Origin of the sequence: Microbacterium sp. LS_15, assembly GCF_041954735.1 — a bacterium.
Classification (GTDB): Bacteria; Actinomycetota; Actinomycetes; order Actinomycetales; family Microbacteriaceae; genus Microbacterium.
The window spans coordinates 121,008-135,990 of the sequence record NZ_JAVAYD010000001.1 but is presented as its reverse complement, the minus strand read 5'-3'; the positions used below and the strand labels follow the sequence as shown (position 1 = coordinate 135,990).

General features: G+C 72.2%; 11 protein-coding genes. 1 reads left to right on the top strand and 10 read right to left on the bottom strand.

Features of this window, described 5'->3' with window-relative positions; all coding sequences use genetic code 11:
* Positions 1 to 23 precede the first annotated feature (23 nt).
* The 7 genes from RAC69_RS00660 to RAC69_RS00630 form a co-directional block, all read right to left on the bottom strand.
* A complete protein-coding gene (locus RAC69_RS00660) occupies positions 24 to 1,253 on the bottom strand; it encodes a M20 family metallopeptidase (protein ID WP_375084437.1) in 1,230 nt (409 codons plus the stop codon).
* Positions 1,250 to 2,020: an ABC transporter ATP-binding protein gene (locus RAC69_RS00655; protein WP_375084435.1), complete on the bottom strand. Its 771-nt coding sequence runs from the start codon at positions 2,018 to 2,020 to the stop codon at positions 1,250 to 1,252. Before RAC69_RS00655 ends, RAC69_RS00660 begins: the two co-directional genes overlap by 4 nt.
* The gene (locus RAC69_RS00650) at positions 2,017 to 3,819 is read right to left on the bottom strand and encodes a dipeptide/oligopeptide/nickel ABC transporter permease/ATP-binding protein (protein ID WP_375084433.1); all 1,803 of its coding nucleotides are present in this window, start codon (positions 3,817 to 3,819) and stop codon (positions 2,017 to 2,019) included. Before RAC69_RS00650 ends, RAC69_RS00655 begins: the two co-directional genes overlap by 4 nt.
* Positions 3,820 to 3,822: 3 nt before the next feature.
* Positions 3,823 to 4,866 (bottom strand): ABC transporter permease, encoded by a 1,044-nt coding sequence (locus RAC69_RS00645; RefSeq protein ID WP_375084431.1) that lies wholly within the window; start codon positions 4,864 to 4,866, stop codon positions 3,823 to 3,825.
* Between the two features lies 1 nt (position 4,867).
* Positions 4,868 to 6,457 (bottom strand): ABC transporter substrate-binding protein, encoded by a 1,590-nt coding sequence (locus RAC69_RS00640; protein ID WP_375084430.1) that lies wholly within the window; start codon positions 6,455 to 6,457, stop codon positions 4,868 to 4,870.
* 62 nt (positions 6,458 to 6,519) lie between these two features.
* Positions 6,520 to 8,094, bottom strand: a complete 1,575-nt coding sequence (locus RAC69_RS00635; protein ID WP_375084428.1) for a hydantoinase/oxoprolinase N-terminal domain-containing protein — start codon at positions 8,092 to 8,094, stop codon at positions 6,520 to 6,522.
* Complete coding sequence (locus RAC69_RS00630) at positions 8,091 to 9,197, bottom strand: DUF917 domain-containing protein (protein WP_375084426.1); 1,107 nt, start codon at positions 9,195 to 9,197, stop codon at positions 8,091 to 8,093. The genes RAC69_RS00635 and RAC69_RS00630 overlap by 4 nt, the downstream gene beginning before the upstream one ends.
* Positions 9,198 to 9,270: 73 nt before the next feature.
* Here RAC69_RS00630 and RAC69_RS00625 point away from each other — a divergent pair, with 73 nt between their 5' ends.
* Positions 9,271 to 10,749 carry a PucR family transcriptional regulator gene (locus tag RAC69_RS00625; protein ID WP_375084425.1) on the top strand — a complete coding sequence of 493 codons (1,479 nt, stop codon included), beginning with the start codon at positions 9,271 to 9,273 and terminating at the stop codon, positions 10,747 to 10,749.
* 23 nt (positions 10,750 to 10,772) lie between these two features.
* Here the strand turns inward: RAC69_RS00625 and RAC69_RS00620 are convergent, their stop codons facing one another.
* From RAC69_RS00620 to RAC69_RS00610, 3 genes are read right to left on the bottom strand one after another with little or no spacing between them, the layout of a single operon-like run.
* Complete coding sequence (locus RAC69_RS00620) at positions 10,773 to 11,909, bottom strand: CaiB/BaiF CoA transferase family protein (protein WP_375084424.1); 1,137 nt, start codon at positions 11,907 to 11,909, stop codon at positions 10,773 to 10,775.
* Positions 11,906 to 13,498, bottom strand: coding sequence for an amidohydrolase (locus RAC69_RS00615; RefSeq protein WP_375084423.1), 1,593 nt, complete (start codon positions 13,496 to 13,498; stop codon positions 11,906 to 11,908). The genes RAC69_RS00620 and RAC69_RS00615 overlap by 4 nt, the downstream gene beginning before the upstream one ends.
* Position 13,499: 1 nt before the next feature.
* Entirely contained in the window at positions 13,500 to 14,969 is a 1,470-nt protein-coding gene (locus RAC69_RS00610) for an amidohydrolase (RefSeq protein ID WP_375084421.1), read from the bottom strand.
* Positions 14,970 to 14,983 lie beyond the last annotated feature (14 nt).

The following is a 14,983-nucleotide window of genomic DNA, read 5'->3' as shown; positions in this document are numbered from 1 at the left end:
GCGCGAGGCCGGACCGACCAGGTCTAGCCCCGCGCGAGTCGGCGCCACGCCAGCTCGGCGAGAACCGTCGCCTGCAGCGGAAGTACCTCATCATCGAAGACCGCGTGCTCGGAGTGCAAAGGCATCGGTCCCCCGTCGGGGGCTGCGCCGACGAACACCAGGGCTCCCGGGACCTCCTGCAGGACGTACGAGAAGTCCTCGGAGGCCATCGACGGTGCCGCCAACCGCGTGACCCTCTCGGAGCCGACGAGGTCGTCGAGCACCGACAGGACCTCCCGCGTCTCCGGAGGATCGTTGTAGGTCACGGGGTACGACGCGATGAACTCGGTCTCCAGCCGACATCCGTTCGCTTCGGCGATACCCGCGAGCATGGTCGGCAGCTCACCGCGCACGGTGTCGAGCGTCGCCATCGACAGCGTGCGGATGTTCGCCTCGAGATGCACCGCCGCGGCCAGCACGTTGCTCGCCTCCGAGTCGCTGCTCAGGCGCGTGATCGAGATGACGGCCTGGTCGGTCGCCGGCAGGCGCCGCGCTGCGAAGGTCTGCACCGCGAGGATCAGCTGCGCTGCGACGGGGACCGGGTCGATCCCGAGCTGCGGGAATGCGGCGTGACCGCCCGTACCGTGCAGCGTCATGCGCAGCGCACTCGCGCTCGCCATCATGGCGCCCTCGCGCGTCACGAGCTGCCCCCTCGGGGTGGCGCTGTCGACGTGGATCGCGTACGCCGCGACGGGCCGTTCGCCTGCGGCGTCGAGCACGCCCTCCTCGATCATGACGCGGCCGCCGGCCTGACCCTCCTCGCCCGGCTGGAACATGAAGACGACAGTGCCGGGAAGCTCTTCGCGGCGCGCGGCGAGGAGCCGCACGGCGCCGAGCACGCCCGCCATGTGCAGGTCGTGCCCGCACGCGTGCATGGCCCCCGAGGTCGCGGCGAACGGCAGCCCCGTGGCCTCGGCGATCGGCAGCCCGTCCATGTCTCCGCGCAGCAGCACCACGGGTCCGGGACGTCCGCCGCGCAACACGGCGGTGACGGATGACAGTGACGCGCCGCAGGTGATCTCCAGCCCCAGACCGTCGAGCTCGCGCAGCAGGATCTCCTGCGTGCGCGGCAGCTCGAGACCGATCTCGACCGCGGCGTGCAGCTCGCGGCGCACCGCGACGAGGTCTGCCCGCAGGGCCTCGGCCTCGGTCGCGAAGGCGCCGACCGCGGCACCCGCGGTCGGCGTGGGCGGGGTGCCGCTGTGAGATGTCATCCGAAGTGCATCCTCTCTCCGAGAACCGGGACCGCATCGAGCAGGTCCCGCGTGTAGGGGTCGGCGGGGTGCGCGAGGAGTTCCTCGGTGGGTCCGCTCTCTACCAGCGTGCCATGGCGCATCACGCACACCTCGTCGCTGATGTAGCGCACCACCGCGAGATTGTGCGAGATGAAGAGCATCGACAGGCCGAGGTCCTGCTGCACCTCGCGCAGCAGGTTGAGGATCGCACCCTGCACCGACACGTCGAGCGCGCTCGTGACCTCGTCGGCGATGAGCACCGAGGGTTCACCCGCGAGAGCGCGGGCGATCGTGATGCGCTGACGCTGCCCGCCCGAGAACGCCCCCGGGCGCTCGCCGGCGCGCTCGGGGTCGAGGTGCACCTGCGCCAGCAGCTCGCGCACGCGGGCGATGCGCTCTGCGCGGGTCCAGCGGCGGCCGGTCGCGCGCAGCGCCTCGGCGATCGAGTCGCCGATCGGCATGAGCGGGTCCAGCGCCGAGAACGGGTCCTGGAAGACGAGCTGCATGCGCCGGCGGGCGCGACGTGCCGCCGACCCGCCACCCGTCGCCTCGACGCCGTCGACGCGGATCGACCCGGATTCGGGACGCACGAGGCCCACGGCGGCGGCCGCGATCGTGCTCTTGCCCGATCCGGACTCGCCCACGAGCCCGACTGTGCGGCCCTTCGGCACGGCGAGGCTCACCCCGTCGACGACGCGGGTGCGGCCGTAGCGGACGCTGAGCCCGTCGATCTCGAGCGCGTTCACACCGGCACCTCCTGGTCGTGGGCGTCCGCCACCGGCGTCGACTCCGGCTCGTCGAGCGCCTCGGGCCGCAGCCCGGGCGGGATCACGGGCAGCGGCTGCGTGCGGTCGCTGGTCATGTCGGGCAGGCACGCGATGAGGGCCTGCGTGTACGGATGCTGCGCATCCTCGCGGATGCGGTCGGCGGCGAGGGTCTCGACCATCCGTCCGTCCTTCATCACGATGACGCGGTCGCAGAACGCCGAGACCAGGGCGATGTCGTGCGAGATGAAGACGATCGCCGCCCCCGTCTCCTCCTGCGCCCGGTGCAGCACGCCCATGACCTGGCGCTGCACCGTCACGTCGAGCGCGGTCGTCGGCTCGTCGGCGATGATGAGGCGCGGACGCCCCGTGAGTGCCATGCCGATCATCGCCCGCTGGCGCATGCCGCCCGAGAACTCGTGCGGGTACTGCGAGAGCCGCGAGGCCGGGTTCGGGATGCCGACGGCGCCGAGGGCGTCGGCTGCACGCGCACGCGCCTCCTTCGACCGCATCCCCATGTGCACCTCCGGCACCTCGGTGAGCTGGCGCCCGATCGTCAGCGCGGGGTTGAGCGAGGTGAGCGGGTCCTGGAAGATCATGCCCAGCTCGACGCCCAGCCGAGCCCGGTCGGCGGCGGTGGGCATACGCGTCATGTCGAGGTCGTCGAAGCGGTGCGACGAGGTCGACATGATCGCATCATCGCCGAGCAGTCCGGCGAGCGCCATCGCCGTGAGCGACTTGCCCGATCCGGACTCCCCCACGATGCCGACGATCTCGCCGCGGGCGACGCGCAGGTCGACGCCGCGCACGCGCTCGACCGTGCCGCCGCCGGCGGTGCCGAACGCGATGCGGAGGTCGCGGATCTCGGCCACGATCTCGCCCGTGGGCTCCGCGGTGACGACCGTGCGACCCGTGCGTCGCGCCGAGAGAGTGACGGCGCCCGCGGCCCGCGCCGCGACGGCGCGGAATCCTGCACCCCGGCTCGCGGCGACCGCCTCGCTCAGCAGCGTGAAGACGAGACCGGCGAGCACGATCGCGATGCCGGGGCCGATCGCGGCGAGAGGGTTGACGTAGATGCGCAGGATGCCCTCCTGCAGCATGCGACCCCAGTCGTAGGCGGGGGCCTGCACGCCGAGTCCGAGGAACGACAGGCCCGCGAACGACAGCAGCGTCACGCTCGCCGTGGCGGCGGCGTTGACGAAGAAGGGGTTGGCGATGTTCGGCAGCACGTGCCGCAGCAGGATGCCGACGGGGCCGACGCCGACCACCCGGGCGGCGCGCACGTAGTCACGGCCCGAGACCGAGGAGGCGAGGTTGTAGACGAGTCGGGCGAAGGAGGGGATGCCGGCGAATCCGATCGCGAGCATCGCGCCCGTGGCCGTCGCTCCCCAGATCACGGTGAAGAACAGCACCATGAGCAGCCAGGGGAACGCGAGCAGGATGTCGAGCAGTCCGGTGAGCAGGCGGCGCGGGTGGCGCGGCAGGATGCTGGCGACGAGGCCGAACACGATGCCGCCGGCGAGTGCGATCGCCGTCGCGCCGAGCGTGAGCAGCAGCGTGAGGCGCGTCGCCGAGAGCACCCGGGCGAGGATGTCGCGGCCCAGCTCGTCGGTGCCGAACGGGTGGGCGGCGCTCGCGCCGAGCAGTCGCGACGAGACGTCGGTCGTGTCGGCCGCCGACCCCCACAGCAGAGGACCGGCCACGGCGAGGAAGACGAGCAGTGCCGTGCCGACGAGGGCGAACACCCCGGTCGGGGTGAGGAAGCGGGAGCGCATGGTCATGTCTCAGCCCTCCGTGATCGACGATCGGGGATCGATGGTGGCGAGGATCACGTCGACGACGAGGTTCACCCCGAGCACGATGAGGGCGTAGACGATGACCACGCCCTGCACCATGGGGTAGTCCTTCGCGCCGACCGACGACACCATGATGGTGCCGAGCCCGGGGATCGCGAAGACGGTCTCGATGAGCACGGTCGCCGCGGTGAGTCCCGCGAGGATCAGGCCGCCGACGGTCAGGGTCGACGTGACGATGTTCGGCAGCGAATGCCGCAGGTACAGCAGCCGCCGGGGAAGCCGCTTGGCGCGGGCCGTGGTCATGTACGTCGTGTCGAGCACGGCGAGCATCTCGACCTGCACGATGCGCACGAGGTAGGCCATGGGGCCGATGGCGAGCGCGACGACCGGCAGCACTGCGTCGGCGGGCTTGCCCCACCCGGCGGCGGGGAGCCAGCCCAGCTCGACCGCGAAGAGCGCGATGAGCGCGACCGACACGAGGAAGCTCGGCACGGCGATGAGGATGCCGAGCACCGCCGAGACGGCGATCGACAGGCCGCGGCGGCGACCGGAGCGGGCGAGGACGGCCGCCCCGATACCCGCGGGGAGCGCTCCGACGATCGCGATGACGAACGCGAGCACGGCGAGCAGCAACGTCGTCGGGAACCGCTGCGCGATGACGTCGATCACGGGCCGCTGCAGCCGCACCGAGGTGCCGAGGTCGCCGGTGACGAGCCCGCCGACGAACCGGAGGAACTGCTCGCCCATCGGCCGGTCGAGTCCCAGCTGTGCGCGAGTCGCCTCGACGAGCTGCGGGGTCGCGCTCTGTCCGAGAGCCGCGCGCACCGGGTCGCCGGGCACGAGGTACATGAGGAGGAACGAGGCGACGACCACGACCGCCAGGGAGATGACGAGTCGGCCGAGGCGTCGCAGCAGGAACGCGGTGCGCGGGGAGAGCCCCCGACGCAGACGGCGCTCCTCCGCCCGCGCCGCCAGGGCGGCCGTGGTCGTGTCGACCACCTCGGCGGTCACGGGAGGAGGAGTCGTCGTCATGTCAGCCCAGCATCCGGATCGAGGTCGGCTGGATGAAGTTCGGCTGCTCGAACACCGCGCCGGACTGGTAGGTCGGCAGGATGTTGTCGATCACCGGGAAGACGTCGAAGCGCTCGATGAGCTGCTTCTCAGCATCCTGGAAGATCGCGCAGCTGTCCTCGGGGGTCGCGCTCGATCCCTCGGCGACGAGCTCCGAGTACTCGGGGTTGTCGACCCACATGAAGTTCAGGCCGCCCTGGTCGGGGGTCGCGCCGTCGAAGAAGGTCGAGAGCACGATCGGGCCGCCGGGAGCGACCTGCACCCAACCCGTGTCCCAGTCGAACGTCGAGAACAGCTGCTCCGACCAGGCCGCCGCGTCGTTCGCGAGCAGCTCGGTCGTCACACCCAGCTCGTCCCACGTCTGCTTGACCAGCTCGGCCGCGGCCGCGTGGGTCGAGGTCGGGGCGTTGTAGACGAACTTGATCGTGAGCGGCTGGCCGTCCTTCTCGCGCAGGCCGTCGGATCCCAGCGTCCAGCCGGCCTCGTCGAGCAATTCGCCCGCCTTGTCGAGGTCGGTGTCGGGCAGGGTCCACTCCGGCTCGTCGGCGACGCACAGAAGCGGGTTCTTCGTGACGAGCGAGATCGACTCGAGTCCCTCGCCGTCGGCGATCACGGTGCCGACCTCGTCGCGGTCGATCGCGGTCGACAGTGCCTCGCGCACGAGCGGATCGGCGAAAGGACGCCCCTCCTTCTCGTTGAAGAGCATCATGCCGACGGGGTTGCGCACACCCGTGTGGGTGAGGCCCGCACCGTCGAGGCGCGAGCGGTCGGCGCCCGAGATCGTCGCGGCGTTGAGCTCGCCCGACAGCAGCAGGTTTGCTGCGGTGCTCTCGTCGGTCACGACCCGCGCCTCGATGGCGTCGGGCAGACCCGCGGTCTCGCTCGTGACGTCGTCGGGACCCCACGTGTAGTCGTCGCGCTTGGAGAAGGTGTACGTGTCGCCGGGCTTGATGTCGCTGAGCGCGTAGAGCCCGGTGCCGTCGGTCGTGTCCGACAGCGAGGTCGTGTCGGCGAGACCGGCGTCGCACACGAGCATGATCGTGCCCACGTTGACGGCGAGGAACGGGTTGTTCGCGGTGCTCGTGACGGTGACCGTGTTGCCGTCGGCCGTGGCCGAGATGCTCTCGTCGATGACCGAGCCGTACGAGAACGTGGCGTTCGCGGCATCCGCGTTGTAGTTGAGGTTGTCGGCGACGGTCTGCCCGGTGAACTCCGACCCGTCGGAACAGGTGATGCCGTCCTTGAGGGTGAAGACGACCTCGGTGCCGGTCTCGTCCCAGCTCTCGGCGAGCCAGGGCACGAGCTCGCCCTCGTCGGTCACGGCGATGAGCGACTCGTAGGCGATGCTCACGACCGAGAACGTGTCGGGCGAGACGGCCTTGAGCGGATTCAAGTCGCCCGGATCGTCGCCCACGGCGGTGACGAACGTGCCGCCCGAGACGAAGTCGCCCTCGTCGGGACCGGCCTGATCAGAGGAGCCCGCGCAGGACGTCAGCGTCAGGGCGAGGACGGAGAGAGCGGCGGCCACGGGTAGTGCGGTACTGCGTTTCATAGCGATCTCCTGATTCGGGTGGGGTGAAGCGTCGGTGCGGGAGGGATGGTCGGGCCGGACCGTCAGCGGACGGGCATATCGGCCGCGAGCCGGGCGAGCGGGCCTGCCGCCTTGACCGTCACGTTCACGGTCGGCTGCGTGGTGTAGGGGACGTGCGTCTCGAGGACCTCGACGACCGAGACCTGCAGGGGGTCGGCGCCGGCCTGGATGGCCTTCGCGACGGCCGCCTCGGAGGCCTGCTCGATCGCGGACTCGCGGTCGCCCATGGGCGCCATCTGGTCGGCACGGCCGCCGGCGAGCGAGATCGCGGCGCCGACGGCGTTCGCGACGCCGCCGTGGTCGGGACGCAGGATGCTGCCGGCGCTGGCGAGGCTGTCTGGCACGAGGAAGCCTCCGCCGCCGACCACGACCAGCGGGATGTCCATGCGGCCGAGCGACAGCCGCTCCACGGCCTCGTCGAGGCGGTCGGCGACGAGCGCGAGCGCGCGTTCCAGGGCCGACGACACGGTCGACGAGAGGGCGGGCAGCCGGCGACCGGCGACCGGACTGCCGGCCAGAGCGGCGGCATCCGTCAGCGTCGGGGTGGATCCTCCGAACAGGAGCCCCTCGCGGTCGATGCGGTATCCCACCGAGTCCGGGCCCACGCGGCCTGACGCGACGTCGACGATCGTGCCGCCGCCGATCCCCACGCTGAGCACGTCGGGCATGCGGAAGTTCGTGCGCACGCCGCCGATCTCGCGGGGCAGCGTGGACTCCCGCGGGAAGCCGCCGACGACCACGCCGAGGTCGGAGGTCGTGCCGCCCACATCGATGACGATCGCGTCGTCGTGCCCCGACAGGTACGCGGCGCCGCGGATCGAGTTCGCAGGACCCGAGCCGATCGTCAGCACCGGGTACTGCGCCGCGTAGTCGAGCGACATGAGCGTGCCGTCGTTCTGCGCGAAGAAGGTCGTGGCGTCGAGCCCCTCCTCGGCGACGACCGTCACGAGGGCCTCGGTGACCGAGCGCGCCACGCTGTACAGCGCCGCGTTGAGCAGGGTCGCGTTCTCGCGCTCGAGCAGACCCGTCGGGCCGATGTCCTGGCTGAGGAACACACGGGTGTCCTGCCCGAGGTGGGCGCGCAGCATCTCGGCGACCTCGAGCTCCTGCTCCGGCGACGAGGGACTGAAGATCCCGGCGACGGCGATCGCGTCGAATCCGTCGAGGCCGTCGACGAAGCGCAGGATGCCGTCGCGGTCGAGCGGCGCGATGGGCGTGCCGTCGACCATGTGGCCGCCCCCGAGCATGGCCGAGCCCGCGAGCACCATCTGCACGAGGTCGGACGGCCAGCCGGTGAGCGGCGGGTACTCGGTCGCCGCCGGAGCGCCGAGGCGGATCATCGCGACGCGATCGAGCTGCCGGCGCTGCACGATCGCATTGGTCGCGTGGGTGGTGCCGAGCATGACGCGCGAGACGCGAGAGCGGTCGTCGCCGATCGCGGCGAGCACGTCGCGGATGCCGGCGCGGATGCCGCCCGTGATGTCGTCGGTGGTGGCCCGCTTGGTCCACGCGAGCACCCGGCCGTCGCCGTCGAGCACCACGGCGTCGGTGTTCGTCCCGCCGACGTCGACGCCGATGGACAGGTCGCGCGCGGTCATCGGGTCGCTCCTTCGAAGGGGACGTACGGGAGGTCGTAGCCGAACGCCGCTGGTCCGGCGAGCTCGAGCCCGCGCGGGGTGCGCCAGATCGGGTCGCACGCCCAGGCGAGCACCGAGACCCGCTGGCCGAAGCGCAGCATCTCGGTGGTGATCGCGTGCCCGGTCTCGGCGTCGATGATCGTGATGAGGTCGGGGACGCTCACCAGCACCTCGCCGTCTTCGAGTACGAGCAGGTTCTCGTTCTGCAGCTCGATGCGCTGCAGCCGCCCGCGATCGGCGCCGGTGCCCGCGACCGTGACCGAGCCGCGCACGAACCCGCCGACCGTGCGGCGGTCGAGGTCGGTGATCTTGCCCGTCATCAGCACGCGCGCGTCGAGCTCGGTGGCGATCGCGGTCACGGGGTCGGACGCCGACAGGAGGGCGTGGCCGACGCGGATCGCCGCGGTCACCGTGCCCTCGATGACCGCGCCCTTCACGGTGTCGGCGGTGAGGGGGTAGTGCGCGGCGATGCAGATCGAGCCGCTCGCGACCGTGAGCGCACGGGCATGGCGCTCGAGCCAGTGCAGGTCGATCGTCTTCATGACCGAGATGTTGCCGACGACGTCGCTCTGCACGGCCCACTCGCACGGCACTCCCGCGACGTTCATCGCGACCATCGCGGCGTCGGGGAACGCGCGGCCCATCCCGTCGGCGTCGAGCACCTTCAGGCCCAGCCGGGCCGCCCAGCCGATGGGGTGGATGCCGTTGCTGCCGCCGATCTCGGCGGCCATCAGGGTCGTGACGGGGCGTCCGAGCAGCCGCTCCGCCTCCGCCAGCAGCGCGTGGATCTGGCCCGACGCCGACAGCATCTCGATGCCGACCGTGGGGGCGCCGATGCCCGACATGAGGATCACGACGTCGTCGGGGCCGAGGTCGTCGACCTGCACGAGCGGCACGGCGCCGTGCGTGCGCAGCGCGTTCTCGACGGTGATCTGCGCGGTGTAGACGGCGCCGCCGCCGCCGGTACCGAGAATCGCGGTTCCCACGCCGAGGGCGGCGATGTCGTCTGCCGTGATCTCGGTGATCGGCGCCGCGACGAGGTCGGCGGGAGGAGTCTGAGCCATGTGTTCACGGTACGAAGGCATCCGGCGGTGGGCAATGTTCCCCGCATCCAGTGTTTCCGTGCATACTGTGCGCATGGCACAGTACACACTCGTCGACCTGCGCGACGACGCCGACCGACTCGGCTTGCGGCTCCACGCAGGGCCCGCCGACGATCGGCGCGTGGTGCGCGTCGACCTCGCCGCGATCGACCGTCTCGACGGACTGTCCGAGGGCACGCTCGCGATCCTGACCGAGGAGGAGCAGCCGCCGCCGTTCCGCATCGACGTGGCCCTGCGGCAGGCGAGCGCGCGCGGCCTCGCCGGGCTCGTGTTCACCGCGTCGCTGACGCTCGCCGAGACGGCGCGGGTGCTCGCGGAACGCGGCGGTGTGCCGGTGTTCTCCGCCACCGGGGTGCCGGCCGCCGAGCTCGCAAAGACGATCGACCGCGCCATCTCGGGAGGGGCGTCCGAGGCGATGATGCGGGGTGCCAGGGCGATCGAGCTGGCCTCGGCGGCCGCCGCGTCGCCCGAGGGCTCGACCGAGAGTATCCTGTCGGCCGCGGGCGGCGCGCTCGGGGTCGAGCTGTCGATCGTCGCCGACCCCGCGGCATCCTGGACCGACTCCGACGCCGTGTTCATCGGCGAGGTGCCGATCGGACGCCTCGTCGCCGGGTCGTCGGACGGCGCGACGGCCGTGGCCCTGCCGGTGATCGCGTCGCTGCTCTCGCGCGTCGCCCAGCGGCAGAGCCGCGACCGCTACGCTCCGACCCAGTCGCGCGCCGACCTGCTCGTCGAGCTCGTGCTGGCCGACCCCTCGCGGGCCGAGGGCTTCGTGGCGCAGGCCGCACGTCTCGGGCTGCCGCTCGCCCGCTCGCACGTCGTGGCATGGCTCAGCCCGACCCGCCGCGCCGACCCCGACGCGCGGGCGCCCCGCAGCGTGCAACCGGCGCTCGAGCTCTTCGCGCTGCAGCTCGTCGAGGCGCGCGACGAGATGTGGCACGTCGCGTTCCTGCAGGACGACCTCGTGCTCGTGTGCACCGAGGAGCACGGCGCGGGTGACCACCAGCGACGGGTGCGCGAGATCGCGACGCGGATCCAGCAGCGGGCGCAGGAGCTCGCGGGCGCCGACTGGGCCTACACCCTGGGCCTGGGCACCCCGCAGCTCGGCGCGCTGGGACTCCGGCAGTCCGCCGCCGAGGCCCGGATCGCGGCCGAGTCGGCGATCGCCGCCGGGCGCCTCGGCGGCGTCGAGCTCACCGACGTCACGGGTCTACGCCGCGTGCTGCTCGACGTGTACGCCTCGCCCATCAGCCGCGAGCTCCTGCACGACATCCTGCGTCCGCTCGACGAGCTCGGCGCGGATCGGGCACGGCAGTCGGTGCGCACGCTGCTCGTGTACCTCGCGCACGGGGGCTCGCTCGTGCACGCGGGGCGCGAGCTCATGCTGCATCCGAACGGGGTGGGGTATCGGATGCGGCGCATCCGCGAACTGCTCGGCATCGACCTCGACGACCCCGACGCCCGCTTCGCGGTCGAGCTCGCCTGCCGGGTGCGCCTGCTCGGCGACGGGTGATCCGCGCAGTCGGTGGACCGTGATCACGACCGCAGTTCGGCTCGGAGCGCCGGCCCGTCAGCGTCGAGCACGGGGGCCCTCGACAGTCTGGCCGTGCCGTTCGTCGCCAGCGCGGAGCGGGCGATCGTGACCCCGTCGTCGTCGTCGATCATCCCCAGCGCCGCGGCTTGAGCTCCCCGCGCGGCCTCCTCGGGGCTGCGCACCTGTGCGACGAGGACGCGGGCGGCTCGCAGGCGCTCGACGACGACGTCGAGGTCGAGATCGGCGAGGCGTCCGGCGAGGACGCCCTCGATCTCCGCTCGACCCGCGACCCGATCGCGATTGCGCGCCCACCCCTCGCCACCGAGCTCGGCACCGAGGTCGAGCGCGGCGATCAGCCGCGCGAACATCGGGTCGTTCGTCGCCCCGAGGACGACGTGCCCGTCCGCCACCGCGAACGCGCGATACGGCACGATCGACGGATGCGAACTCCCCCACGGCTTGGCAGGAGGCCCGCCCGCGGAGGACGAGGCGATCACGGTGCCCAGCGCGCTGAGAGCCGTCGCGAACAGCGAGAACTCCAGACGTCGACCCCGGCCCGTGCGCTCGCGTTCCAGCAGCGCAGCCAGCACCCCGTTCACCATGGCCATGCCGGTCGCGATGTCGACCATCGCGACCCCCGAGCGCACGGGATCCGCGCCCTCGTAGCCGGTCACGTGCATGAGACCGGACTCGGCCTCGACCGTCACGGCCGTCCCCGGTTCCGCCGACAGCGGTCCCGTCTGCGAGAAGCCGCTGATCGAGGCGTACACGAGCGCCGGGAAGCGGGCGACCATCTCCTCGGCGCCGATGCCCAGCCGGTCGGCGACTCCGGGACGGAAGCTCTCCACGACGACGTCCGCCGATGCGATCAGCGCGTGCGCGACCTCCCGATCCGCCTCGGCGGTGAGATCGAGGACGATGCTGCGCTTGCCGCGGTTGATCGCCTGGAAGTAGGCGCTCGATCCGTGCACGAACGGCGGACCCCAGTGCCGGGTCTCGTCGCCGGACCCCGGCTGCTCGACCTTGACGACCTCGGCTCCGAGCTCCGCGAGCGTCATGGTCGCCGAGGGCCCGGCGAGCAGCCTCGTGAAATCGATCACGCGCACGCCCTCGAGGGGGCGGAAGGACGCGTCGGTCACATCCTCTCCCTTCGGAACACCCGCTCTCCGCGGATCCAGGTCTCGGCGACGCGCACGTCGGCGATCTCGTCGGCCGCCACCGAGAACACGTCGCGCTCCAGCACCGCGAAGCTGCCGTCGAACCCGGGGGCCAGCATCCCGACACCGGTGAGCGGCGACAGACGCGCCGCCCGCGAGGTGTAGAGCAGCAGCGCCTGGGGTACCGTGATCGCCGCCTCCGGGCCGAACTCGACGCCGTTGTAGGTACGGCGGCGCACTGCGGCCTCGACGGAGAGCATCACGTCGTCGGCGCCGCTCCACGCGGTGGCGGGGCGATCGGACGAGAGAGCGAGCGGATCGAGCCCGGCGAAGAGCCGGGCGATGGGATACGCGTCAGGGACCTGTTCGACCCGCAGCGCCTTCTCGTACCCGTCGTACTCGGCGAAGAAGAACACCGTGTGTGTGGCGATGCCGAACCGCATCCGTGCCGCGCGCAGACGCGAGAGATACGCATCGCTCACGATCGTGGCGTGCTCGATGCGCACCGACGGGATGCCGTCGAGCCAGGGCTCCTGCCCCTCGAAGAGCTCCACGACGCGGTCGAGGGCCCGGTCGCCCATCGCGTGCACGGCGAGCTGCACGCCGTTGCGGCGCGCCCACTCCCCCGCGGCGAGCACATCGTCGTCGTCGACGAGGCGCAGACCGTGGTCGCACGACCCCGGGTACGCCTCGTGCACCCAGGCGGTGCGGTTCGAGTACGCGCCGTCGAGCACGACCTTGACGCCGCCGACGCGCACCTCGCCCTCGCGGTCGACGGGGTCGAGATCCGCGAGGGGAGCTGCGGGGTCCCATCCCGGGTAGAGCGCGACCCGGGCACGGAGCCCGCGCTGCGCGGCAGCGCGGAAGGTCTGGAGCGGGCGGTCGATGCGCGACGACAGCAGGTCGCAGACCGCGACGATGCCGCGCGAGGCGAGCTCCTCGCCGATCGTCACGAGCGCGTCGATCTGCTCGTCGGCGGTCGGGGCGGGGATCCACTCAGCGACGGCGTTCACCGCGGCGATCTCGGTGAGCACGCCGTTCGGGGTGCCGTCGGCGTCGCGCTCGAACCGGGCGCCGTCGGGGTCGGGCGTCTCGGCGCTGATGCCGGCCAGCTCGAGCGCTCGCGTGTTGCAGACGGCGGAGTGGGCGTCGCAGCGCCACACGAGCACGGGCCGGTCGGTGCTCACCCGGTCGAGGTCGGCGGCCGTCGGCATCCGTCCGTCGGGGAACTTCGTGTCGTCGAAGCCGCGGCCCAGCACCCACGCGCCGGGATCGGTGACCGCGTCGGCGTGGCCCCGCAGCACGGCGACGAGATCGTCGACGCTGCGCACGGCCGGCGGGAAGCACTCGACGGCGGCCGCGGTGCCGGCGAGCAGAGCGGGATGGGTGTGGCTGTCGATGAGGCCCGGCAGCACCGTGCGCCCGCCGAGGTCGACGGCGTCGGCGTCGGCCACCTCGGCGGCGTCGCCCACCCAGTCGACGCGTCCGTCGACGATGCGGAACGCCGACGCGAACGCCGTCTCGGACTCGCCGGTGAAGACCCGGCCGTTCGTGAAGGTCAGTGTGCTCATCTCACAGCTCCCGGTGGGTGAATCGGCCGCCGAGCAGCGTCGCGGCGACAGGCATGCCGCGCAGCTCGTCGCGGTCGCTGGCGTACGGGTCGCGGTCGGTGACCACGAGGTCGGCGGGTTCTCCCACCGCGAGCGCGCTGCGCACGGATGCCGCGAGCGCGACGTCGAGCGGCAGCCGCTGCTCCGGATGCCACGCCGCACGGTCGCCGCGGCTGCGGGCCGTCGCGGCGGAGAGTGAGATCCACGGGTCGAGGGGCGCGACGGGAGCATCCGACCCCAGCAGCAGTGCGGCACCGGAGCGGTGCAGCGACCCGAACGCGAAGGCGCGGGCGGTGCGGCCCGCCCAGTGGTGGTCGGCGACGTCACGGTCGTCCATCGCGTGCTCGGGCTGCACGCTCGCGATGAGACCGAGCTCGGCGAACCGGGCGAAGTCGTCGTCGCGCACGAGCTGCGCGTGCTCGATCACGCCCCTCATGCCGAGCTCCGCGAACGTGTCGAGCACCTCCGTGTTGGCGCGGTCGCCGATCGCGTGCACGGCCGCCTCGATGCCCGCGCCGCGCGCCCGGTGCAGCAGCCGGCGCAGTTCGGGGATCGGCACGCTCTCGAGTCCGCACGCGTGCGGGTGGCCGGGATCCATCCCCGGGTACGGGTCCCAGCACCAGGCGGTGCGGGTGTTGAGCGACCCGTCGACGACGACCTTGAGCCGCCCGAAGGTCACCAGGCCCGCGTCGTCGACGAGGTCGCCCGTGCGATACCCCGCCGCGATCGCGGACTCGAGCCGGTCGGGCCACACCGCGATGTCGGTGCGCAGACTGCGCAGCCCCGCGCTCGTGCGCTCCGACCACTCGGACACGTTGTCGGTGTTCTCGTACTCGACGATGCCGACCACGCCGCGGGCGGCTGCGGCGTCCGCCGCATCGGCGTAGGCGTCGGCGGGCAGGTGCGCGGCCTCGTCGAAGGAGTGCAGCAGGCTGATCCACGGCCCCTCCCGCAGCACACCCGTCGCGTCGAGCTCCACGCCGAAGCGGGCGGCCGCGGCCCGGTTCATCCAACCGCAGTGCAGATCGCCGCTCACGAGCACGACCGGCACGTCGGCGACGGTCGCGTCGAGCGCATCGAGGGTGGCGGGCACGGGCCAGAGACCGTCGCGGAAGCCGTAGCCCATCAGCATCCCGTCGGTGAGCGGCGCCCCCTCGGCGCGCGCCCTGCGCACGATCGCGAGCACATCGTCGGCACTGCGGGTCTCGGTGAGGTCGAGCCGGCGGCGGCGGATGACGTGCTGCGTGAAGTGCACGTGCGCGTCCCAGAACCCCGGCCCGATCCAGCGCCCGGCGACGTCGACGACCTCGCCGACGGCATCCGTCGCGCCCTGGGGCGTGATCGCCGCGATGAGGCCGTCGCGCACCACGACGTCGATCGGCTCGCCGCCGTCGTACGGACGCGCGCCGCGGAGGGTGAGGGTCTCGGACATCGTGCTCCTCTCGG

What these genes read in the sequence shown, in the direction of transcription:
- RAC69_RS00650 (WP_375084433.1), bottom strand. Translation starts at nt 3,819, where the DNA reads ATGACCATGCGCTCCCGCTTCCTCACCCCGACCGGGGTGTTCGCCCTC.
- RAC69_RS00660 (WP_375084437.1), bottom strand. Translation starts at nt 1,253, where the DNA reads ATGACATCTCACAGCGGCACCCCGCCCACGCCGACCGCGGGTGCCGCG.
- RAC69_RS00610 (WP_375084421.1), bottom strand. Translation starts at nt 14,969, where the DNA reads ATGTCCGAGACCCTCACCCTCCGCGGCGCGCGTCCGTACGACGGCGGC.
- RAC69_RS00615 (WP_375084423.1), bottom strand. Translation starts at nt 13,498, where the DNA reads ATGAGCACACTGACCTTCACGAACGGCCGGGTCTTCACCGGCGAGTCC.
- RAC69_RS00640 (WP_375084430.1), bottom strand. Translation starts at nt 6,457, where the DNA reads ATGAAACGCAGTACCGCACTACCCGTGGCCGCCGCTCTCTCCGTCCTC.
- RAC69_RS00635 (WP_375084428.1), bottom strand. Translation starts at nt 8,094, where the DNA reads ATGACCGCGCGCGACCTGTCCATCGGCGTCGACGTCGGCGGGACGAAC.
- RAC69_RS00645 (WP_375084431.1), bottom strand. Translation starts at nt 4,866, where the DNA reads ATGACGACGACTCCTCCTCCCGTGACCGCCGAGGTGGTCGACACGACC.
- RAC69_RS00625 (WP_375084425.1), top strand. Translation starts at nt 9,271, where the DNA reads ATGGCACAGTACACACTCGTCGACCTGCGCGACGACGCCGACCGACTC.
- RAC69_RS00630 (WP_375084426.1), bottom strand. Translation starts at nt 9,197, where the DNA reads ATGGCTCAGACTCCTCCCGCCGACCTCGTCGCGGCGCCGATCACCGAG.